The sequence below is a fragment of the Photobacterium sp. NCIMB 13483 genome, from assembly GCF_003025475.1.
GTDB classification, from domain to species: Bacteria; Pseudomonadota; Gammaproteobacteria; order Enterobacterales; family Vibrionaceae; genus Photobacterium; species Photobacterium piscicola.
Window position 1 is genome coordinate 145,104 of sequence record NZ_PYLV01000004.1, and the last position, 21,349, is coordinate 166,452.

Consider the following 21,349-nt stretch of genomic DNA (forward strand, 5'->3'; position numbering starts at 1 on the left):
GAGATAACGGGTTAATTCTTAATAATAAGATAAAAAATAACAATTAAAAATGATTTGCTTACTGATCGTATTCAGAAAAATGATTATGATAGGGGAAAATTAAAAAGATATGGCTATGGATATTGCAACAAGTTTTTCTTTGCTAAATAATTCTCACGACGCAATTGTTGAAGCTATCAATAAATTAGATGAGAAAATAGCACCACCATCATTATTATTGCTGTATTTTTCAGAAGATTACGATTGCAATATTTTACAAGCAACGTTGACTGAACATTACCCAAATACTCCTTTTCTTGCATGTTCATCTTGTCAGGGTTTTATGACAGAAGAGGGATATATAAAAGGACAAGGTATCGCACTTTGGGCTATTAATGACATCGTTGGTACTTATGGAACATCTATTGTTTCCTCTAATAGTTCTATATTTAATATAGCGCGACAGGCAATACTCAAAGCAATTAATAATAGTGGCCGTATTGGTGAAGCTCCGGCACTAATATTACTTCATGCAACACCGGGTAATGAAGAAGAGGTTATTCGAGGCATAGAAGATGTTGTCGGAAAAAACATTGCAATCATAGGTGGTAGTGCGGCAGATAATAATGTAGAAGGTAAGTGGCAGATATTTAATCAAGAACAACAAACACAACAAGGTATAGGTATTGCAGTATTTTATCCTAATTGTGAAATAAGTTTTTCTTTCCACTCCGGTTATGCCGCAACAGAGTATTCTGCGATTGCAACAAAAGTACGTGGTCGTGACGTTATTGAATTAGATCATCAACCTGCAGCTGATGTTTACCAAAAATGGATCCAACAAAAATTTGAAGCGAACAGCAGTATTATAAACGAAAGCAGTTTAAACCCTCTTGGTCGTTTAGTCGGAACTATTCATGATTTACCGTATTTTAAATTAGCGCATCCTTTGATGGTCACACAAACGAATGGATTAAAAATGTTTGCCTCAATTATTGAAGGCGAGCGTTTATATTTTATGACGGGTACAGATGCGCGCTTAATAACGCGAGCTGGACGAGTAATTACGGCAACTAATGGTATTAAATTAAATCCTATTGGCGGTCTAACGATATATTGTGCTGGGTGTATGCTTAAAGTTCAACAACGTATGAAAGAAGTTGCTGTTTATGTAAATATAGCCATGCATAATAAACCTTTTGTTTGTCCATTTACTTTTGGAGAGCAAGGACAATTTGTTACGGGTGAGAATGCTCATGGCAATTTAATGATTTCAGCTGTTGTTTTTCATAGGGACTAATAATTATGATTAGTAGTGATTCAGAAAAACTACAAGAAACATTATTAGATCTTCAGCGTACCCAAGAACGAGAAACACAATTACGAATAGAGAATGCGGCTATTCTAGAAGGTGTTTCTGCAATGGCTGGCGCCAATAATAAACGACAAGTATTTAATAGCTTATTAGAAGTATTAAGAAAGTTCATTGCCTTTGATAATGCAATAGTTTTAACGCGTGACGACGAAGCATCTGATTTACAAGTATTAATGAGTACAGTAACGGCCCTTGATTTAAGTCATTGGCAAGTAAGCAGCACCTTTAATCGCTGCATAAACGGAGAATGTATTGCTTTATATTCACCTAAAGACATTGAAGAATTTAAAAATAAAAGTCCTGATTTATTAAATATTTGTCATTCTAGTTTAATCACTGGCGTAAAAATCAGCTCAGGCGATGCGATGATCATTCTTATGAGCTGTGAAAAAGGGCATTTCACATCAAGTTGTCGTCGGGTTCTTAATAGATTCAGACCATTACTTGAACGAGCGATTATAGATATTGATTACCGTGAACGATTACAGTCATTAGTGACCGCTAGGACTCAAGAATTAATTCATAGTCAGCAACGATTTAAAGATTTTGCACGTACTGTTGGTGATTGGTTCTGGGAAATTGATACAGACTATAAATTTAGCTATATTTCGGCCCCTCAAATTGCTAACCATTTAATAGATAAAGATAATATATTAGATTTTTTTGGTGACCATGAAGATTTCAAGCAAAAATTTCGTACACAATTACAGCAAAATAAATCGTTTGAAGATCTTGAATGGCAATTATTTATTGATGAAAAAGAACAATGGCTAAGTTTTAGTGGAACACCTTACTATAGTAAGCATGGTGTATTACTGGGCTATCGTGGTACGGTAAAGGATATTACTGTAAGGAAAAAACGGCTATTTGATTTACAGCAAGCCCGCCAACAAGCAGAAGCGGCTAACAAAGCTAAATCACAATTTATCGCTATGATGAGCCATGAAATACGCACTCCATTAAATGCTGTATTAGGTTTAATGGATATGTTGTCGTCATCAGGTTTGGAAAATGAGCAACAACAATGGCTAGGGCAAATGGAGCAATCAGCACATTTACTGTTAACCATTATCAATGACATCCTTGATTTATCACGTATTGAATCAGGCAGTTTTGAGTTGTTCAACAGTAATATAAATCTTTCTAATAGTATTGTTTTAGTAAAGAACCAACTTCAACCAGAGGCTAATAAAAAAGGCATACTCCTTGAATGTAATATTTCTAAATCAATTCCTGAATACATTTTTGCCGATAAGAATCGAATTATTCAAATCATGTTTAATCTCATTGGTAATGCGATTAAATTTACAGATGACGGTTCAGTTAAAATTGTGGCCAATAAAATAGATAACGATATTGAAATTTCTGTTTTTGATACCGGAATTGGTATTGCAGAAGATGCTCAAGAAAATCTATTTCATCCATTTCATCAAGCAGATGGTAGCATCACTCGTAAGTATGGTGGTACAGGATTAGGGTTAACGATCAGTCAGCTATTGATTAAAAAAATGCATGGCAACATTACACTTAATAGCCAATTGGGTGTTGGTAGTTGTTTTAAAATAATCTTTCCAATTAATCCAGCCATTGATCAGATTGCGAGTTTAACGACTGATAAGTTAACACATTCAACACGGCCTCTAGATATATTACTTGCAGAAGACAGTCCAACTAATCAGTTAGTCGCTAAATTAATGCTAGAGCGTCGAGGACATAAGGTTACCATAACCAATCATGGGCAAGAAGCCGTTTTAAAACTGTTACAGTGTCACAAAACGTATGATTTAGTGCTTATGGATATCTCAATGCCAGTTTTAGATGGGTTAGAAGCAACAAAACACATCAGAAAGCTCAATATTAACATTCCAATCGTTGCTTTAACGGCAAATGCAATGCAAAGCGATCAATTTCTTTATCAGCAAGCTGGTATGAATGGTTTTTTAGCCAAACCAATACAGCCTGAAGAGCTAGATTTAATGTTAGAGAAATACCAAAATCTGAAATCTATTAGCAAAGTATCTTCATAAACGATTATTGACAGACGAACTAAACGGACAATTTTAATGGTTGTCCGTTTTTTTGTTTTTTGATCTGTGAGTAATTAATACTTAATTTAAGTACCAAGCAAAATGAACATGTGCGGCAGTATTTAAATTAAGTGTTAATTACCTATTTTATGGTAAATAGCCAATACTGTTAAATAGCAGGTTTTGTTGATAAAGCACAAGATAGAGAGGAGTACTTAAACGTAGGTTCATACAATATAGCATCAGATACTGAACATTTAATACCGTATTTAACATAATATACATAATGCGCACTTAGGTTGTAGGTCCCATTTAGAAATGTCCGGTTTGAACCCGTTAGAAATGTCATGTTGAACTATCTTCAGATCATAGGTTTTGCTATGAACTGGAATCAATAAATGTTGCTCACTATGACTGAAAATGAATTAAGCCGAATCAAAATTATTCAAGATGTTTGTGATAAACAAATAACTGGTGTTGAAGCTGCTCGCCGACTGAACTTGAGCTGTCGTCAAGTATCACGATTAGTAAAACGCTTTACTCTGTTCGGTGCTAACGGATTACTTTCACAACAACGCGGCGTGCCAAGTAATCATCGCTATGATGATAATCTTAGGCTGCGTATTTTAAATCTCATCCACGAATATTACGCAGACTTCGGACCCACGTTAGCACGTGAAAAACTGATTGAACGCCACGGCATTAAAATTGGATTAGAAACCTTACGCCAATGGATGATCGCTGATGGCCTTTGGGTACCACATTTCAAACGTAAGCCTCGTGTTTATCAACCACGTCATCGTCGTGATTGTTATGGTGAGTTAATTCAGATAGATGGCTCACATCATGATTGGTTTGAAGGTCGCAGTGACAAATGTTGTTTGTTGGTTTTCATTGATGATGCCACCGGCAAACTGATGAACTTACGTTTTAGTGAAACAGAATCTGCGTTTGATTACATGGTCGCCACGCGCGAATATGTTGAGCAATATGGCAAGCCCACTGCTTTTTACAGCGATCGACATGCGGTGTTTCATGTCAATAAACGGGATGCAAAAACAAACCGCATCACTCAGTTTGGTCGTGTATTGCATGACTTAAACATTGAATTGATTTGCGCAAACAGCTCTCAAGCTAAAGGCCGTGTTGAGCGTGCCAACAAAACCTTACAAGATCGCTTAGTCAAAGAAATGCGTTTACAACACATTGATAATATTGAACAAGCTAATGTATGGCTCCCCGACTTTATCACTGATTTTAACCAACGTTTTGCTAAAGCTGCTCAATATCCTAAAGACATGCATCGGCCATTACGTGAATCTACAGATGAATTACATGATATTTTTGCATGGCAAGAGCCAAGAAAATTATCAAAGTCACTGACATTTCAATACGATAAAGTTATCTATTTAATTGATCCAACCGAAGAAAATCAACGACTTGTACATCAAGTTGTTAAAGTTCAGATCGTCCAGATGGCACCATTGCGATCCAATATGGTCACCGAAATTGGTTTTTAAGATGTTTGAAAAATGCCTAACTTCCCTGCTTTATAATCTTAGCTTTATCACTATAGCTTACTTAACACTATTTTTATCGTAATCAACATCCATTGATTAAGGCAGAATTCAACAAAATATATCATTCTCTATGAATAATATCCCCTTTTATTGCCTATTTTTAGCCATAAAAAACCAGCGTTTTGCTCTTCGTATTTAAATTTTCTACACTATCAGTACCATAAAATATAAGTTATCTTGCATTAATCAGGCAGGAAATTAACATTTACGATAAAAATACTTAGATTTAAGACAATAATGTATAGATTATCTTTTAAAGAGAATAAATCATGTCGAAGAGTTATAGGTTTTATGATAGTTATACCCGTTTCACAATTGCATATTTAGCGGTTTTGTATAGAATACTAAGACACTGTCTCTACTTTGATATTGTGTATTTGATGACAATTTAGTTATTGTTTTATAGCTAAAACTGATAGATAAGAATAAAAATGAACGATGAAGTAAACGGCGGTTGTAAACGTCTTGGGCGTTTCGATGTTGATTTTGCACGTAGAACCATAACGCGGATTAGTGATGGTGCTTTTATTAAAGCATCACGATCGGAAACCTTAATTTTCACTCTTCTTGCTGAAGCTGCTAATAATACAATATATAGAGAAGTTTTATTAGCTGAATGCTGGCAAGGTAAAATTGTTACCAATAATTCATTAACGGTTGCAATTAAAAATTTACGTACTGCCTTTACTAAAATTGGTGAACATAAAATAATAACAACGGAGCCTAAATTAGGTTACTGTATTCGGCAAACAGCACTGATTGACGATGGTTCTCACCCTCCGAAAAATAATGTTGTAAGTAATGAAGACAAAAATATACATGTAATAAATGAAACTCAACCTATTGTTAATTTAGAAAAAAAAGAAAATTTGATTCATCAAGAATTAGATGATGTGACCGTTAAAAAAACACGTATTCGCAATATTAAACTTCTTGATATTATTATTGGCCTTGCTTTTTTCTTTACTACATTAATAATTTGTTATCGTTTTTTGTTTTTTGTTGATACAACTTCTGTTGAGGGCTTACCTGTTATTTATAATGGTATTGATTTACCTAAGCCAGTACAGAATGCAATATTACAGAATGATAATAGCAGTATAAGCCAATGGTATGCCTTCCCGATGAGTAAAGGATGTAATTATTATCAATTGTTTAGCATAAGTAATGGCCATTTTGTTGATTTCTCATCAACCGTTAAACAGGAAATTTGTAGTGTTAAATAAAGCGCTTATTGGCATTATTAGTGCGATTGTTTTTTTATTAATCCAAGCAATTATCAGCTCGGTAAATACGAAAGCTACATATGAGTTTTCAACAAAAAATAATAACGCTACACAAGATACATTACAGTTAACATTAAATGATGGTCATGCATCAATGGTGATTTCACGAAAATGTAGTACGAATAATTATTATTCTAGTCATTTTAATGGTTTATTTCTACGATTCCAAAATCATTATTACTTATTAGGAATGGAACATTTAGATAATAATAATTCACAATTAATGTTGAGTAACTTTTTTATAGATTCATTGCGTTCTGGTGATGCTATTTATATATCACGCTCTCCTTTCTCTTGTCAAAACACGGATTTCTCAGAGATTTTAATAGGTAAAAGAACAATAAGTTAGAGTATTGAAGCCATCGAGAGGTGGCTTTTTTATAAGACATATTAAAAGTTATAGTGCATTAGAATAAAAGGTTCACTGATTGCTATCTTCTTGATATTATTAATAACAAAAGGAGTATCTATGGCAATTACAATTAGAGATATCGATCAGCATTATTACATGATTGAAGCATTAAAATCTCTGACAGAAACAAATGTAACAACAAAGGCATTAATTAAGGGTGGTTATTTAGCCGTTGAAATAGGTGAAAAATTAGAACAAGAAACAATTCTACGATTAAAAGCAGAAAATGAACTAGCTGAATTAAAAGAAAAAATAGCCTTTTTTATTCAAAGTAAAGAAGCATTAATGAAATCTATTAGATAACAATTACAGCCCAAGAATGCATCACTTGGGCTAATTAGTTATTGTTCGATATAACCAATTCATCAAACCCAGTTTGACGATCATATTCACACTCAAATCTTAAATTATTATATTCAATCATACAGAGCTCTGCGGTATAAGACACTATACAACCAGGAACTAAATGACCACCATATACCCGCCCTTCACCATTAGCTACAGATATATGTATATGAACATGTTTAGGTGTTAATGTTCCAGACAAAGATATAATTTCTAATGGTCCATCGAGATGTAATATTTTTTGCTCATTTGCTAATCTGATTTTAGCTTGAGATAAACAACCAACACCTGTTAATAATGAACCAGATTGTATCTTATTTAATTGAATAAATTCTAATAGTGAATGACGTAGATCATCCCCTTTTAATAATCGTTTTGTGTAAGGAGTTATCATTTTAAACCTTATTTAAATAAAAAACGCACCGTTAATGATAGCGTTTTTTATTTAAAATCCACATTTACGCTCTTTTTCCACGTTTAGATGTAGATACATTATGAGGGAAAACATTTTTTATACGTTGTTTTACTTTTTGTGGAATTGTATTTGAAAAATCTAATTTGGTAGCAAATCGTGTTTTATATACTTTTACACGTCCAGAAAATGGGGTTTTATGGGCAATATCTCGACACGCAGTTTGAAATCCCGTAGGTACTTGCCCTTTTGTCTTGATAAGATCACCATCTTTAAACTCTAGTACCATTATAGGTCGATCTTTAAATACAAGAAAAATGACCACAACAGCTAATAAAAGAACATATTCCATTACACACTCCTTAATAATAAAGTTTAGCTTGAAAGAAAAGCCCCAACGACTTTATCAAAAAGTATATTATTCAAAAGAATCTGAATTAAGTAGTTGGTTAAGATCATTCTTCAAATTTGAAACGGTTTTACTTGCTTGTTCGGTTCGAGAGCTTTCACTGATCAAGTATTCGATTGTGTCTGATAACGTTGAACCTAACTCTTGTGATTTTTCAGCTAATTTTTCCCAAACGCGATAATCCAGATCAATTGATTTCTTTTTGGTATGCGTCTGTTCAGAATTAAAATGTCGCTTTCGTTTGGCTCTAATGGCTTGTTTTAGTTTATTTTCTAAACTATTCGCCATATTATTATTAATCCACTCGATAACCTTGGTTGGTTCATGCTCAATCGCAAGCAAGGTTTGTATTGCTGCGTCAGCTTCACTTTGATCAATAAAGCTTGTTATTGCCTCTCCTTCTTTCCATTTTTTCACCAAATAAGTCCATTTCCAACCTGCTTCAAGGTTCTCAAGTTGCTGATATTTCATAGGATTGATAATTCTCAAACTATTTAGGTTAACTGTTACAGTGTAACTCTTGATCGGTAAAATGACAATCAATTCTCTTAATATTAAGTCGGCTTAATATTGAAATTTAAATATAGACGATAAGTGTCTATTATGAGCCCTTTGATTGCTTTATACTGCACATCTTTATCACAGTAACAATAGAAATCATAAATTTATGCATGAAGAATCTTGGCGTAACATGTTTCCAGATTACAGCCCGTATCAGCACGTATTAGATCAATATGATGATCTAGAACCTACTCTGGTCGGCATCCTTCAGTCTCGCTTGTCAGATGCTATACGCCGCTTCACCGCGATGAATTTACAGCCACGCATTCTACGCATTACAGCTTCTGATAACACGTTATATCGTGATTACATTATTGAATTGCTAAAAAAAAGTATTAATAAATCAAGTGTAAATAATGGAAACACTGTAGAACAACCCATCATCATTGCTGGTGACAACGTCACTCATGAGAAGTTATTTGGCGCAGTTTATCCGGCTAAAGACGGTGAAACACAACCACAATTAAAACACGGTCTACTTCATCAAGCCCATAACGGTTACCTTGTTTTATCTATTACAGCCATTTTAAGTGATCCTAGCTTATGGCCACAGTTAAAAAATGTTCTGATGGATGGCCAACTTGAATGGCAACCTATCACGAATAAACGTCTCTATGAAATACCAGTATCAGAAACAGTTAACGTTAAGCTTATAATTATAGGCGAACGTTATCTCATGGCTGAGCTTGATGCTGCTGAGCCGGATTTAAGTGATGGTATGGCAATGTATGGTGAATTTGAGCAAGATCTATTGCTTAATGAAGCAACGCTGACCGATTACATCCGTTATGTTAAAGGTATTAGCCAATACTATAACTTACCTGCTCTTGCTGACTCAGATGCGATCCATGCTTTATTACTGGCAGGTGCTCGCCACGCAGAAGATCAAACACGTTTACCTTTATGTCCATTATGGCATTTAAATTTACTGTCAGAAGCATCAGTCGAATCAGAAGGCAAGCCTATTACTGCGGGTAACATTAAAGCGTCGTTAAGGGCAAAAGAATACCGCGAGTCATATTTACCTGAACGTGCTATTGCAGATATTCATCATGGCCAAGTATTAATTGCCACTGAAGGCGAAGAAATTGGTCAGGTAAATGGCTTAACTGTTGTTGAAATGCCAGGACACCCGAGTGCTTATGGCGAACCGGCTCGTATTTCATGTGTGGTCCACTTTGGTGATGGTGATATTACTGACGTTGAACGAAAAGTTGAACTTGGCGGTAATATTCACGCAAAAGGCATGATGATTATGCAAGCCTTTGTTGCGACAGCACTCGATTTAGATCAAGCGCTTCCCTACTCTGCGTCGATTGTTTTTGAACAATCCTATTCAGAAGTTGATGGTGATAGCGCATCATTAGCTGAACTTTGTGCATTAATGTCTGCATTATCATTGCAACCGATTAATCAAGAGATTGCAGTGACTGGTGCTGTTGACCAATTTGGTCGTGTACAAGCGGTTGGCGGTATCAACCAAAAGATTGAAGGCTTCTATAAGGTTTGTGTTCATCGTGGCCTTACTGGCAATCAGGGTGTGATTTTACCGCATACGAATCTATCTAGTCTTTGCTTAAACGACGAAGTGATTGAAGCAATTAAAGCGAAACAATTCCATGTTTGGGCGGTAAATAATGTTGATGAGGCAATCCCTCGTCTTACAAATAAAGCGTTCCGCAGTGAAAATGAGGACGACGAAACTATCCTCTCTTTAATTGAAGAACGCATCGATTATTTCCACCATGGTGACCTTTCAAGTGAGATTGGTATTGTGAATCGACTTCGATTAATGATATCCAACTGGTTGGGCCAGAACTGATCCGAGTTGTTTAGCGTACACGTGTAAGCTAAATTGCTTGCATACTTTTGAAGGAGTAAATGATTCTAATGACACGCCAGAATTCTTATACACACGAAGAACTAGTTGCATGTGGTAAAAGCGAGCTATACGGTCCTGAATTTCCATCACTACCAGTAGATAATATGCTGATGATTGACCGTGTTGTGAATATCTCTGCAGAAGGTGGAGACCACGGCAAAGGGTTTATCCATGCGGAATTAGATATCAATCCTGATCTATGGTTCTTTAACTGCCACTTTATCGGTGATCCAGTAATGCCAGGTTGTCTTGGCTTAGATGCTATGTGGCAACTTGTTGGTTTCTTCCTTGGCTGGTCTGGCGGTGAAGGTAAAGGCCGTGCACTTGGTGTAGGTGAAGTTAAATTTACAGGCCAAGTACTACCAACAGCTAAAAAAGTCACTTACGATATTCAGCTTAAACGTGTTATTAATCGTAAGCTTATTATGGGTGTTGCGGATGGTCGCGTACTTGTTGATGGCAAAGAAATCTATGTTGCTAAAGATCTTAAAGTAGGTCTATTCAAAGATACCGATAACTTCTAATTCGATTAGAAGTTAACATATTAAAGCTCTGAAGTTTTCTTCAGGGCTTTTTTTTACCCGTTTTATACTGATGAACAATATTTAATATTCTATCGCATCCACCAGCAATTACCTCAAGCAATTACCTCAAGCAATACTTCTACAAATATACTGTCTTTCAACATTAATGCTAGCTAATTTAAATTCCACCAGCAATAAATCAAAAATAGATAGCTTATTGTGCAAGGGTAATCATCAACGCCACGCAAAAATGATAGCAATAATACTTGTTATAATAAAAAGCCCCTTCTCCTAAGGGGCCTCAGAAAGGTTAACCATGAGGGAGGTTATCTTATTTATAGAGACCTTGTTGCATTTCCTCTCTTGCGTCTCGCCAACCGCCTAACCAATTCGTACGGGCGTCAGTACCGTTGTACGGACAATCATCTGTAGAACGGCCATTCAAACCGGCTTGATAACCTCGAGCTTGTGCGCGTTCTAAACGATCCCGCTTTTGTCTCTTCATAGTTCGATCCTCATCCTTATCTGTTTGGTACTTTTCATTACAATAAAGTAATGACGGAGTGTTATGACTCCTTTATTAAAAATGGGTCAAATTCTAAAATTGATCAAGCTCAAAAACAAAACGGGCCCACAAATTGTGAGCCCGTTGCAATTAAACAATTTAATTAAAAAATTATTTTCTTCTTCTGAAACCAATAAAGCCTAACGCTGTCAAAGCTAAAATACCTAGTGAGCCACCAGAACGCTTCAACGGTTCATCTTCATCTTTTACACGAGGTTGAATATCATTAGCGGTTGCATTTGCATTAGGCACTAGCTTAACGATGACACGTTGCTCTGTACCATTACAGTGTGCAAGGTTACTAAGATTCGCATAGCCACCTTGACAGTAATAAGCAGTTGCCGCAATTACACCCGCATTATTAACACCAGTCGCGTCTAAAATACGGTATGAGTTTGCTACAGAACCCGCACCAGCATTTGGATCATTAGTTAGGTCATCAAGCATCCACGCTTTATTTGGAGCAAGTACAACCTCACCATTGGCATTCTTAATAACAGAATTATTTGTCATATAAGTAAATGCGCGATGACGTGCTTCTTTACCTTTACTTGCTTCAATATCAACCCAGCCTACAACTTGATCATTATCATTGACTGCAGCTGCATTACTGTTTGAATCTTTGAAGAAAATAGCGGGAGCTAGATCATCAAAAAACTGCGCTTTACTTTGCCCTGCTTTATAAACGAATGCACGTTGTGGCTTTTCACCATTACCTTTTGCATCACCTACAATTACAGACTTATTGTTAACGCCATTTGCCATAGTGTAAGTAAAGTCACGATCATCACCTGGCTTAATATCTAATCCAGGAATTAAAGTACGTGTCCATGACGTTAAATCAGCCGATTTTGGAGTAAAATATGCTGCTTGTATTGCGTAAAAGTCATCTCTAACATCTGTTGTTGAATAACCAACAGCAATTGGAGCACCATTAGTATCCAGTGCTACCGCTTGAGCAGATGCTTGGAATGATAATGCGTCATTGTCTTTATCAATAACAGCTAAACCATCACGATTATCACCGCTACCCGCCGTAATAGCATGAGATGTTACAGTGCCATCGGTATCCACCAGCCAATATGCAGCTTCGTTTGCAAACGTACTAAACTGACATTCCCAATTTGCATACAGATTATCTGATGACTTAATTGCACATTGCTTCATTGTGTTAAAATTTAGCGGATGTGAGCCATTATTTAAAATATCATCAGAGCTTGGTAATTTATTATCATCTTCACGATCTTTACCATCACTATCTTTAGCAAAGAAACTAGGCGCATAAGACGATGAACCAACAACAAGTAACTTACCGTCAGTCATAGCAACAGCATCATTAGCCTGTGTTTGTCCCATATTTGAAACAAGCGCATTTGATGTAGTTACAGGCGCTAATTGAACAGACTCACCGTTAGTATTAACAAAACCGCGCTTTTCAAATGCGCGAGGCATACCAGAGCCATTCTTAAATAATGACGATGACGTAATACCGTAAACAAAATTAGTTCCTACAGCGCCCTTTACAAGCGTGTCTGTAGTGTCGGCAATAATATTACCAAGGTTTGCTTTTTGAGTACCATCGTATTTTGTAGCATCAGTAGCAAAAGAATCTACAGCTTCACCATTCAATAAGCCTTGAGCATTAGAATGGTAACCGTATACCCAAGCGGCTAACTTTTTCTGTAAGCCACCTACGCCTTGGCCATTCCATTCGTCATCATCAGTGTATTTCAGACCAAAAAACTGACTTTCAGCCCAAACATCACAAGTGCCATAACCTAAGTAATCATCACAATAGCGGCGTAATTCATATTGATTAACGATTTCTTGGCTATTTTGATTATACGGCGTTACATCTGCAATCGGTGTACCTTCTGTACCACGACGAGCAACACCTGTAACAGTGTAATCATCAACAGCACACTCAGTACCTGTAAAACAGTTAGCATTCTCAGCTGATGGTTTAATACCCGTACTTGATACAGTGATCGGCGTACTGTTTGCGTTAGCTTGAGCTTCTGCAAAATAATCTTGATTAGCGAGTTGCTTAACGCCGGCACTATCAGCATTTGCAACAGGTACAACAGTATATACAGCAGCACTCGCTTGTGATGCCCCTGCAATTAAAATAGCAAGTGTAGAAAGCTTTAACATCTTATGTGGCATTAGGATTCCTTTTGCATCGCGTCCAGCTCTTCCCATCGTTCAAAAGCTACTTCAAATTCTTCTTCAAGCTTAGCTAAAGCTGTTAGCGTCGCTTGAGTATCTTTTTTCGGATCCGAGAAAAACGCAGGATCATTAACTTGCTCCTGCAATGTTGCGATTTCATTCTCTAAGTCTTCAATTTTTTGCGGTAAGCCTGCTAGCTCATGTTGAAGCGTAAAAGATAACTTCTTACCTGCACGTTTAGGTGTTGCTTGTTGCTGCTTTTGTTCTTGATCTGCTTTTTTCTTTTTTGCTAATTCAATTTGAGCAGCCTGCTCTTTTGCTTGATTTGCATAAGAATTAGCACGCTGAGATTGGGCATCATGGTAACCGCCAACGTATTCGTTAACAACGCCATCGCCTTCAAAAATCCAGCTTGTCGTCACAGTATTATCAACAAATTGACGATCGTGACTCACTAAAAGCAATGTCCCTTGATAATTGGCAAGAATATCTTCCAAAAGTTCCAATGTTTCGATATCTAAATCGTTTGTTGGTTCATCGAGAACCAATAAATTATTAGGTTTAAGGAACAATTTTGCGAGTAACAAACGGTTTTTCTCACCACCAGACAGTGCTTTAACCGGTGTACGGGCACGACGAGGATGGAATAAGAAATCTTGTAGGTAACCTAATGCATGACGCGTCTTACCATTAATGGTCACTTCCTGCTTACCATCAGCAAGGTTATCCATTACCGTTTTCTCTGGATCTAAAATTTCACGGTATTGGTCAAAGTAAGCCACTTCAAGCTTAGTACCACAATGGAAGTTACCTTCTGTTGCTTGTAATTTATCAAGCATCACTTTAATCAGCGTACTCTTACCACAACCGTTAGGACCAATCAGTGCAATACGATCGCCACGCATAACATTAAAGCTAAAGTCTTTAACGATTTGCTTCTCACCATAACTATACCCGATATTTTTAGCTTCAAAGACAATCTTACCTGAACGGTTAGCATCTTGTAGCTGCATATCAGCCTTACCTACAACGTCACGACGTTCACTACGCTCATTACGTAATGCTTTAAGCGCACGGACACGACCTTCATTACGGGTACGACGAGCTTTGATACCTTGACGAATCCATACTTCTTCTTGCGCTAGTTTCTTATCAAATAATGCGTTTTGTTCTTCTTCTACACGTAATAGTTCAGTTTTAGCATCTAAGTAAGCTTCATAGTCACCAGGGAAAGACACTAATTGACCACGATCTAAATCGATAATACGTGTTGCCATTGAACGAATGAATGCACGGTCGTGAGAAATAAAGATAATTGAACCACGGAAATCTTTTAGGAAACCTTCAAGCCATTCAATCGTTGTTACATCAAGGTGGTTTGTTGGCTCATCCAATAAAAGGATATCAGGATCACATACAAGCGCACGAGCAAGTGCCGCTTTACGTTGCCAACCACCAGAAAGGTCAGTTAACAATGTATGTGGTTCTAATTTTAAACTTTCTAGTACAGCGGCTATGCGTGTATCAAGCTGCCAACCATTATGGTGATCAACTTGTTCTTGAATGCGTGCTAGCTTATTAATATTTGCTTCACTAGGATCTTCTGTCACTAAATCTAACTGGTGGTGATATTCTCGTAATACACGACCGGCGTCAGCAAGACCTTCAGCAACATAATCAAATACTGAACCTTCAGCATTACGTGGTGGATCTTGCTCTAAGCGCGAAACCACCAGCTCGTTTTGACGTTGAATGCTACCGTCATCAAGTAATACCTCACCAGCAATCACTTTCATTAATGTTGATTTGCCAGCGCCATTACGACCAACAAGACAAACACGCTCATGAGAATGAAGAAGAAATTCTGCTTTATCGAGTAAAGCATGATCGCCATAGGCTAGTTGGGCGTTACTGATTTTAATTAGTGCCATCTTTTTTTAACCAAGCTCATTAGTAGTTAACCATGCTGTTAACCTATTCCGATCAAACGGCCAATGAAGTTCTGGCTTCGAAATAGTGTGATCATCATGATTTGAAATTGAGAGTACGGGTATTGTTACACCGTAACGAGAGAATAAAGCATCGTCAAAGGCAATATCAACGATGCTTACTTGATGCTGCACACCCATCTCCACCAGCAAACCATAAGCTTGCTCGCAGAGATGACATCCTTGTGTGCTATAAAGTGTTATTAACACTTAGTCTTCCTTGTGAGTGATAATCCAACAGTTATGGATTTGCTTATTCTTAGCGAAATCAAGTGGTAAAGTCTTATCTGAAATGTTCTTAGCTTGTAGGCCAAGTTCAGTCAGTTTTTCAAGATCCATCTTGAAGTGACGCTTATTGTTAGAGAATACAATCTGTCCTTCTGGACGCAGCATACGCTTTAAGTTTTCCATCAACATGATGTGATCACGTTCAATGTCAAACGTCTGCTTCATACGCTTAGAGTTTGAGAACGTTGGTGGATCGATAAAAATCAGATCAAACGTATCATCAACTTCTTGTAGCCACTGTAGACAGTCAGCTTGAACAAACTCATGTTGATCACCTACTTGGTTATTAAGCTCCATGTTCTCTTGAGCCCAACGCAAGTAAGTATTCGACATATCAACCGTTGTTGTCGACTTAGCACCGCCGACTGCTGCATGAACCGTTGCAGAACCAGTGTAAGCAAACAAGTTAAGGAAATCTTTACCTGCTGCCATTTTACCTAGCATACGACGTGTAATACGGTGATCTAAGAATAAACCAGTATCAAGGTAATCATAAAGATTCACTTTAAACTTAATACCGTATTCATCCACTGTCATGTGACGTTCTGCACTTGATAGCTTTTGGTATTGATTACGACCTTTTTGACGCTCACGTACTTTTAAAATAACTTTATTTGGCTCAACACCTGTTACTTCAATCGTGGCACGTAATACATCCATAATACGACGACGTGCGGTTTCTTCAGAAACTGTCTTTGGTGCTGCGTATTCTTGAATGATCAGATAATCATTGTATTTATCAATAGCAGCATTGTAGTTAGGAAGATCCGCATCGTAAATACGGTAACACTCAACGCCTTCACGTTTAGCCCACTTACCTAACTTAGCAATATTCTTCTTCAAACGGTTGGCAAAATCAGGGGCTACGTCTTCTTGAACAATAACGCCTTCTTTTTCGCCGTCTTCTTTCTTAACACTACCTGCCGTAATTAAGTATGTTTTAAGTACACAATCTAATGCACCGTTACTTAATTTAAATTGTTTGTCTGCACGCATACGCATACAACTTAGCAATTCATTTGAACCTGAGTAGATAGCCGCAACTGAACCTTCAAAGGCAAGTTTTAAACGGTTACCAAACTCTTTGTACAATGAGATAAGTTCAGATGTTGTACCTAAACGCTCACCGTAAGGAGGGTTACAAAGAATGATGCCAGTATCAAAGCCTTCTGGGCGAATCAATTGTGTTGCATCACCATAGGCAAAATCAATCAAACTCTTCACACCAGCACGACCCGCGTTATCACGAGCAATCGCTAATACACGTTGATCCATTTCACGACCAAAGAACTTTGTGGTTACTTTTGCAGGACCACGACGCGCTTTCACTGTCGCTTCAGCATGAATCTCTAACCATGCTTCTTTGTCAAAGTCTTTAATTGACTCAAAACCCCAGCGCTTGCGTTTAAGGCCTGGGGCAATGTCAGCAGCCATCATAGCGGCTTCAATCACTAACGTACCAGAACCACACATTGGATCTAACAATGCAGTTTCTGGTGTCCAACCACTTTTCATCACTAATGCCGCAGCATGAGTTTCACGAAGAGGTGCGCGACCGGCTTCGCTACGGTAACCACGTTGGTGTAAACCGCTGCCGGCCATATCTAGGCCAAGGATACCTTTCTCACCAGAAAGACGCATATGAATACGTAGATCTGGATTTTCACGATCGATATTAGGGCGACGAAGATCCGCTTTAGTAAAACGGTCAACAATCGCATCTTTGATTTTCATCGCACCGTATTGGCTATTACGAATTTCACGGTTAGTACCATTGAAATCAACCACAATACGGGTATTGCTATCAAAGTGGCTCATCCAATTAATCGCCGTTGCACCTAAGTATAAGTCCATATCATCACGGACATTAAACTCACTCAACACTTGGATGATTCGAGAGGAAATACGAGTCCATAGACAGCAACGATAAGCCATTGCTTGATCTGCTTTAAAACGGACACCGGCATGCACAACTTGAATGTTTTGTGCACCTAATTGTTCTAGTTCATCCGCAAGCAAGTTTTCTAGGCCGCGGGAAGTAATCGCTAAATATTGATTCATGGCGTTCTTTTCACACTAATATTGCGTCGAATTATAACTGAAATCACATTAAATACCTCGCTTTTACCACAATCAATTTCCTAATTAGATGAAAAAACCAGCCTTTGATAACTGATAGGCCTTTTAACCTCGTTTTTTGAACACAAATTCAGCGCATCTTTTTACTAGTAGATCATTCACCCTATCAAAAACAGCATTAACCCCTCACGGAAACAATATAGCTCACCTCAACCATTTATTATTAAACAAAATACTAAAAAAACAATTGTTCCCACACAAAGACAATTTCTAGGGTATTGATTAATAAAAGTATAATAAGCAAAAACCACATTGAAATAATAAATACCACATCGAATCAAAACACCATAGTTACGTAAAACCGACCAAAAGGAATAATTGGAATAATTTGACTTACTCTTTTGCAACCACAAGGTTGGTGTTTTTAAAATAAGGAAATTAACAGATAAATAATGAGGTTGTTTGTAACAATATAAAGCGATTATTGGGCTATAGTCGCCTCTATATTGCTCATTTTTCACACTCAAATGATCATTTTTTTGACATAGATCACACAGCTATTGATACTCATATCACTTTTTTGGCGCAATTTAATTAAAACCACCAGCACACTAATAAGGTAATAGGTAAATAAGAGCAAGACTATATCGCTAAATATATAAGCCAATATAGCTATATTAAGAAATTAAGAAATGATGGTTTGTAGGTAGGACGGTATAACAAACACCGATTGAAAATAACCAAGCTGATAACAGTGATAAAAATATAAACAAAGCAGGAAGAGTAAAAAGAGATAGGATCAGGTTATTATTATATCAATGAATAAGGCATGTTATTACGTGAGGATAACTTCGAAAATAGGTGATAAAGCGTTACAAACAGCTGACTAAAGCAGATAGAGAATAACGAAATAACTATTCCCTACCCTACTAAAGCAAAGTTCATTGACTTAGAGCCTAAATAAGACGTCATTCGATTATTCATCACACGGATCGTATCAGAAAAGCTCATTACTTTATTATTATCTAATGCCATGGGTGTCACATCAGCTAACATACAAAGGCTTGAATTACCGTCATTTTCAATAACAATAAACCGAGCACAGCCATGTTCAGTTTGTAACATAACCACTTCACCCCAATGAGGATCAGCCCCAGCTTGCGGCGTAAAGAACCAACTTTTAGCCATTATCGGTTTTTGAAAACGATACGTTGCTACGGCATTTAGTGCCAGTTCAGACTTACGCGCTTCAGATAGTGATAACTCATCCATCCCTTCTTTAAACGCTTGGTAAGCAGCAACATCGGTTACCGTAAAGACTTGCTTTAATGTTGATCTAGCTTCTTCAACTAATTTTTTTGTTGGTATAGAAACACAAAATAATAATTCATTGCCAAGATCGAGCATCAATGTATTGCGCTTTATATCAAACCGCCAGTGCCAAGAATTGTTTGGAGTTAGCATGGATCCCTCGCTCTCTTACTCTGTATCAACGATTATAGATAAAATTTTACGTCACAGATGACAAATTAAAAGGGGAAAAATGATGACAATATTTCATCATTAATTATGTAGTTTTATTAATTTTTTAATTTGTAGATATAAAAAAGCCAAATTGAATGCATGATCCAATTTGGCTTATCAATAAATATCGTATGATGGATGGGCTTAGCTGCTTATATTAAAGGCCGTTAACAATGTCTTTTACTAAACGTGGACCATGGTAAATAAAGCCAGTATAAACTTGAACCAATTGCGCACCAGCTTGGATTTTTTCACGAGCAGACATTGCCGAATCAATACCCCCCACACCAATAATCGGTAATGCACCATTCAACGCAATTGCCATTTTACGAATAACGTCAGTACTCTTATTTTGTAATGGACGGCCACTTAAGCCTCCCATTTCATCACAATGATCCATACCTTCAACTAAGGTACGATCTAATGTGGTATTAGTACCAATAACGCCATCAATATTATTGCGAATGAGTGATTCACAAACTTGAACAATTTCTTGATCATCAAGATCAGGGGCGATCTTAAGTGCTAGCGGTACATACTTGCCATGTAATTCAGCTAGCTCAGTTTGTTTGTGTTTTAGTTGCGATAATAAATCATCTAATGCTTCGCCATATTGTAGCGAACGTAATCCTGGTGTGTTTGGTGATGAGATGTTGACTGCAATATAACCTGCATACTGATAAACTTTTTCCATGCAGATTAAATAGTCTTCAGCACCCTTTTCAATCGGTGTATCTTTATTCTTACCGATATTAATACCAATCACACCGTCATAAGTCGACTTCTTAACATTCTCAACTAAATTATCGACACCGAGGTTATTAAAACCAAAACGGTTAATAATACCTTCAGCAGGAATCAAGCGGAATAAACGCGGCTTATCATTACCCGACTGAGGGCGAGGTGTTACAGTACCAACTTCAACAAAACCAAATCCCATTGCGCCAAATGCATCAATACATTCGCCATTCTTATCTAGGCCAGCCGCTAGACCGACAGGATTTTTAAACGTAATACCCATAACTTCAACAGGACGCTCAGGAACATGTTGACGATAAAAGAGATCAAGTGGAGTACCAGTAAAGCGAGAAAAATTCTGAATAGCGAGGTCGTGTGCTTTTTCTGCATCCAACTGGAAAATAGCGGATCGTGCGATGCGATATAACATTATAACTCCATTAAAAATCCCGTATAAACGGGGTGGTATTATTCACAGTTATAAGGCTAAATACAATCCCTATTCATTTGATTATTATCAATAAAACATGGACTTATATTTTATATCAATATTTACAATGGCTTATGAGTGGCATTAATTTTAAATAATTATCATCAAAAGCAAACGTTTTCGTGAGTTCAAGTAAAACGCACTATCTAGTAACATTTGAAACACACAATAATATTAACTGATACATTCTATTTACACTAAAAGTAAACAAATATACTTTTTATTTTAATAAGGTGTAGACGAAAGATTGAGTAAACGGTTAACCACAAACGTGTATTTCCTTACTTTTCATTTTTGCTATTATTTATTTTTTTCATTTAAACAAACAAGATTAATGATGGCATTTGATGCAGTGAGAACAATGACCTTTTTGTGAAATAGCATGCAATAATATTATTTCCATTCGTTATTTGTCGCTATTAAAAATAGGTAAAACCACAGTTAAAGGCGTTCGATTGCCTCAAGTTTATTATCACTGTTAACGACGACACGAAATTTCCCTGTAATACCTGCATGAGTTAAAAAACCTCGCAACCTTACCGCAGGAAGTTGGAGTTTTAAGCCAGTATCAGTTAAAACCACCACATTACTGGTGGCACCTGAATAATGTTGCAGAAAAAGAGTGTAACTAATATTAATGGTAAACGTAAAACTGCGCATCGCTAATCCCCCATTCGTTGTTATATAAAATCTTTAAAACAATAAGATAAAATAAA

Annotated in this window: 18 protein-coding genes and 1 pseudogene; 8 read left to right on the forward strand and 11 right to left on the reverse strand. The window is 36.9% G+C overall.

The features are described 5' to 3' along the window. The first annotated feature begins 115 nt into the window (after positions 1 to 115). The 6 genes and pseudogenes from C9I86_RS05440 to C9I86_RS05465 all read left to right on the forward strand — a co-directional run bounded on the left by C9I86_RS05440 (position 116) and on the right by C9I86_RS05465 (position 6,962). Positions 116 to 1,279: an FIST signal transduction protein gene (locus tag C9I86_RS05440; protein ID WP_080157441.1), complete on the forward strand. Its 1,164-nt coding sequence runs from the start codon at positions 116 to 118 to the stop codon at positions 1,277 to 1,279. A 5-nt stretch (positions 1,280 to 1,284) separates the two neighbouring features. After that, the gene (locus tag C9I86_RS05445) at positions 1,285 to 3,381 is read left to right on the forward strand and encodes a PAS domain-containing hybrid sensor histidine kinase/response regulator (protein ID WP_107275853.1); all 2,097 of its coding nucleotides are present in this window, start codon (positions 1,285 to 1,287) and stop codon (positions 3,379 to 3,381) included. A 410-nt stretch (positions 3,382 to 3,791) separates the two neighbouring features. Next, positions 3,792 to 4,906 (forward strand): annotated as a pseudogene (locus C9I86_RS05450) (ISNCY family transposase); the annotation flags it as partial. A 486-nt stretch (positions 4,907 to 5,392) separates the two neighbouring features. Further along, positions 5,393 to 6,187, forward strand: a complete 795-nt coding sequence (locus C9I86_RS05455; RefSeq protein WP_107275854.1) for a winged helix-turn-helix domain-containing protein — start codon at positions 5,393 to 5,395, stop codon at positions 6,185 to 6,187. Next, entirely contained in the window at positions 6,177 to 6,596 is a 420-nt protein-coding gene (locus tag C9I86_RS05460; RefSeq protein WP_107275855.1) for a hypothetical protein, read from the forward strand. Before C9I86_RS05455 ends, C9I86_RS05460 begins: the two co-directional genes overlap by 11 nt. 120 nt (positions 6,597 to 6,716) lie before the next feature. Further along, positions 6,717 to 6,962 carry a hypothetical protein gene (locus C9I86_RS05465; RefSeq protein WP_080157448.1) on the forward strand — a complete coding sequence of 82 codons (246 nt, stop codon included), beginning with the start codon at positions 6,717 to 6,719 and terminating at the stop codon, positions 6,960 to 6,962. A gap of 34 nt (positions 6,963 to 6,996) precedes the next feature. Here C9I86_RS05465 and C9I86_RS05470 read toward each other — a convergent pair whose 3' ends face one another. The 3 genes from C9I86_RS05470 to matP all read right to left on the reverse strand — a co-directional run bounded on the left by C9I86_RS05470 (position 6,997) and on the right by matP (position 8,296). Beyond that, positions 6,997 to 7,398 carry a PPC domain-containing DNA-binding protein gene (locus C9I86_RS05470; RefSeq protein ID WP_107275856.1) on the reverse strand — a complete coding sequence of 134 codons (402 nt, stop codon included), beginning with the start codon at positions 7,396 to 7,398 and terminating at the stop codon, positions 6,997 to 6,999. 64 nt (positions 7,399 to 7,462) lie between these two features. Continuing rightward, complete coding sequence (locus tag C9I86_RS05475; RefSeq protein WP_080157450.1) at positions 7,463 to 7,768, reverse strand: DUF3634 family protein; 306 nt, start codon at positions 7,766 to 7,768, stop codon at positions 7,463 to 7,465. 66 nt (positions 7,769 to 7,834) lie between these two features. Continuing rightward, positions 7,835 to 8,296: a macrodomain Ter protein MatP gene (gene matP / locus C9I86_RS05480; RefSeq protein ID WP_080157452.1), complete on the reverse strand. Its 462-nt coding sequence runs from the start codon at positions 8,294 to 8,296 to the stop codon at positions 7,835 to 7,837. 196 nt (positions 8,297 to 8,492) lie between these two features. On the opposite strand from matP, the gene C9I86_RS05485 reads away from it, so the two are divergent. Together C9I86_RS05485 and fabA are read left to right on the forward strand one after the other, a co-directional pair. After that, complete coding sequence (locus C9I86_RS05485) at positions 8,493 to 10,208, forward strand: Lon protease family protein (RefSeq protein ID WP_080157453.1); 1,716 nt, start codon at positions 8,493 to 8,495, stop codon at positions 10,206 to 10,208. A gap of 68 nt (positions 10,209 to 10,276) precedes the next feature. Next, positions 10,277 to 10,792: a 3-hydroxyacyl-[acyl-carrier-protein] dehydratase FabA gene (gene fabA, locus C9I86_RS05490; protein ID WP_045029019.1), complete on the forward strand. Its 516-nt coding sequence runs from the start codon at positions 10,277 to 10,279 to the stop codon at positions 10,790 to 10,792. A gap of 331 nt (positions 10,793 to 11,123) precedes the next feature. Here the strand turns inward: fabA and rmf are convergent, their stop codons facing one another. The 8 genes from rmf to C9I86_RS05530 all read right to left on the reverse strand — a co-directional run bounded on the left by rmf (position 11,124) and on the right by C9I86_RS05530 (position 21,293). Continuing rightward, positions 11,124 to 11,297 (reverse strand): ribosome modulation factor, encoded by a 174-nt coding sequence (rmf, locus tag C9I86_RS05495; protein WP_036794667.1) that lies wholly within the window; start codon positions 11,295 to 11,297, stop codon positions 11,124 to 11,126. 171 nt (positions 11,298 to 11,468) lie between these two features. Next, complete coding sequence (locus tag C9I86_RS05500) at positions 11,469 to 13,523, reverse strand: DUF3466 family protein (protein ID WP_080157455.1); 2,055 nt, start codon at positions 13,521 to 13,523, stop codon at positions 11,469 to 11,471. After that, a complete protein-coding gene (locus tag C9I86_RS05505; protein WP_080157457.1) occupies positions 13,523 to 15,457 on the reverse strand; it encodes an ABC transporter ATP-binding protein in 1,935 nt (644 codons plus the stop codon). Before C9I86_RS05505 ends, C9I86_RS05500 begins: the two co-directional genes overlap by 1 nt. Positions 15,458 to 15,463: 6 nt before the next feature. Further along, a complete protein-coding gene (locus C9I86_RS05510; RefSeq protein ID WP_080157458.1) occupies positions 15,464 to 15,724 on the reverse strand; it encodes a glutaredoxin family protein in 261 nt (86 codons plus the stop codon). Beyond that, positions 15,725 to 17,863: a bifunctional 23S rRNA (guanine(2069)-N(7))-methyltransferase RlmK/23S rRNA (guanine(2445)-N(2))-methyltransferase RlmL gene (rlmKL, locus tag C9I86_RS05515; RefSeq protein ID WP_107275857.1), complete on the reverse strand. Its 2,139-nt coding sequence runs from the start codon at positions 17,861 to 17,863 to the stop codon at positions 15,725 to 15,727. A gap of 939 nt (positions 17,864 to 18,802) precedes the next feature. Next, positions 18,803 to 19,345, reverse strand: coding sequence for a cell division protein ZapC (locus tag C9I86_RS05520; RefSeq protein WP_107275858.1), 543 nt, complete (start codon positions 19,343 to 19,345; stop codon positions 18,803 to 18,805). A 217-nt stretch (positions 19,346 to 19,562) separates the two neighbouring features. Then, positions 19,563 to 20,573 (reverse strand): quinone-dependent dihydroorotate dehydrogenase, encoded by a 1,011-nt coding sequence (pyrD, locus tag C9I86_RS05525; protein ID WP_107275859.1) that lies wholly within the window; start codon positions 20,571 to 20,573, stop codon positions 19,563 to 19,565. Positions 20,574 to 21,074: 501 nt separating this feature from the next. Next, positions 21,075 to 21,293, reverse strand: a complete 219-nt coding sequence (locus C9I86_RS05530) for a DUF2835 domain-containing protein (protein WP_107275860.1) — start codon at positions 21,291 to 21,293, stop codon at positions 21,075 to 21,077. Between the last annotated feature and the right edge of the window lie 56 nt (positions 21,294 to 21,349).

Coding starts and splice junctions, on each gene's coding strand:
- C9I86_RS05440 (WP_080157441.1), top strand. CDS start 116: ATGGATATTGCAACAAGTTTTTCTTTGCTAAATAATTCTCACGACGCA.
- C9I86_RS05445 (WP_107275853.1), top strand. CDS start 1,285: ATGATTAGTAGTGATTCAGAAAAACTACAAGAAACATTATTAGATCTT.
- C9I86_RS05455 (WP_107275854.1), top strand. CDS start 5,393: ATGAACGATGAAGTAAACGGCGGTTGTAAACGTCTTGGGCGTTTCGAT.
- C9I86_RS05465 (WP_080157448.1), top strand. CDS start 6,717: ATGGCAATTACAATTAGAGATATCGATCAGCATTATTACATGATTGAA.
- C9I86_RS05470 (WP_107275856.1), bottom strand. CDS start 7,398: ATGATAACTCCTTACACAAAACGATTATTAAAAGGGGATGATCTACGT.
- C9I86_RS05475 (WP_080157450.1), bottom strand. CDS start 7,768: ATGGAATATGTTCTTTTATTAGCTGTTGTGGTCATTTTTCTTGTATTT.
- matP (WP_080157452.1), bottom strand. CDS start 8,296: ATGAAATATCAGCAACTTGAGAACCTTGAAGCAGGTTGGAAATGGACT.
- C9I86_RS05485 (WP_080157453.1), top strand. CDS start 8,493: ATGCATGAAGAATCTTGGCGTAACATGTTTCCAGATTACAGCCCGTAT.
- fabA (WP_045029019.1), top strand. CDS start 10,277: ATGACACGCCAGAATTCTTATACACACGAAGAACTAGTTGCATGTGGT.
- rmf (WP_036794667.1), bottom strand. CDS start 11,297: ATGAAGAGACAAAAGCGGGATCGTTTAGAACGCGCACAAGCTCGAGGT.
- C9I86_RS05500 (WP_080157455.1), bottom strand. CDS start 13,523: ATGCCACATAAGATGTTAAAGCTTTCTACACTTGCTATTTTAATTGCA.
- C9I86_RS05505 (WP_080157457.1), bottom strand. CDS start 15,457: ATGGCACTAATTAAAATCAGTAACGCCCAACTAGCCTATGGCGATCAT.
- rlmKL (WP_107275857.1), bottom strand. CDS start 17,863: ATGAATCAATATTTAGCGATTACTTCCCGCGGCCTAGAAAACTTGCTT.
- C9I86_RS05520 (WP_107275858.1), bottom strand. CDS start 19,345: ATGCTAACTCCAAACAATTCTTGGCACTGGCGGTTTGATATAAAGCGC.
- pyrD (WP_107275859.1), bottom strand. CDS start 20,573: ATGTTATATCGCATCGCACGATCCGCTATTTTCCAGTTGGATGCAGAA.
- C9I86_RS05530 (WP_107275860.1), bottom strand. CDS start 21,293: ATGCGCAGTTTTACGTTTACCATTAATATTAGTTACACTCTTTTTCTG.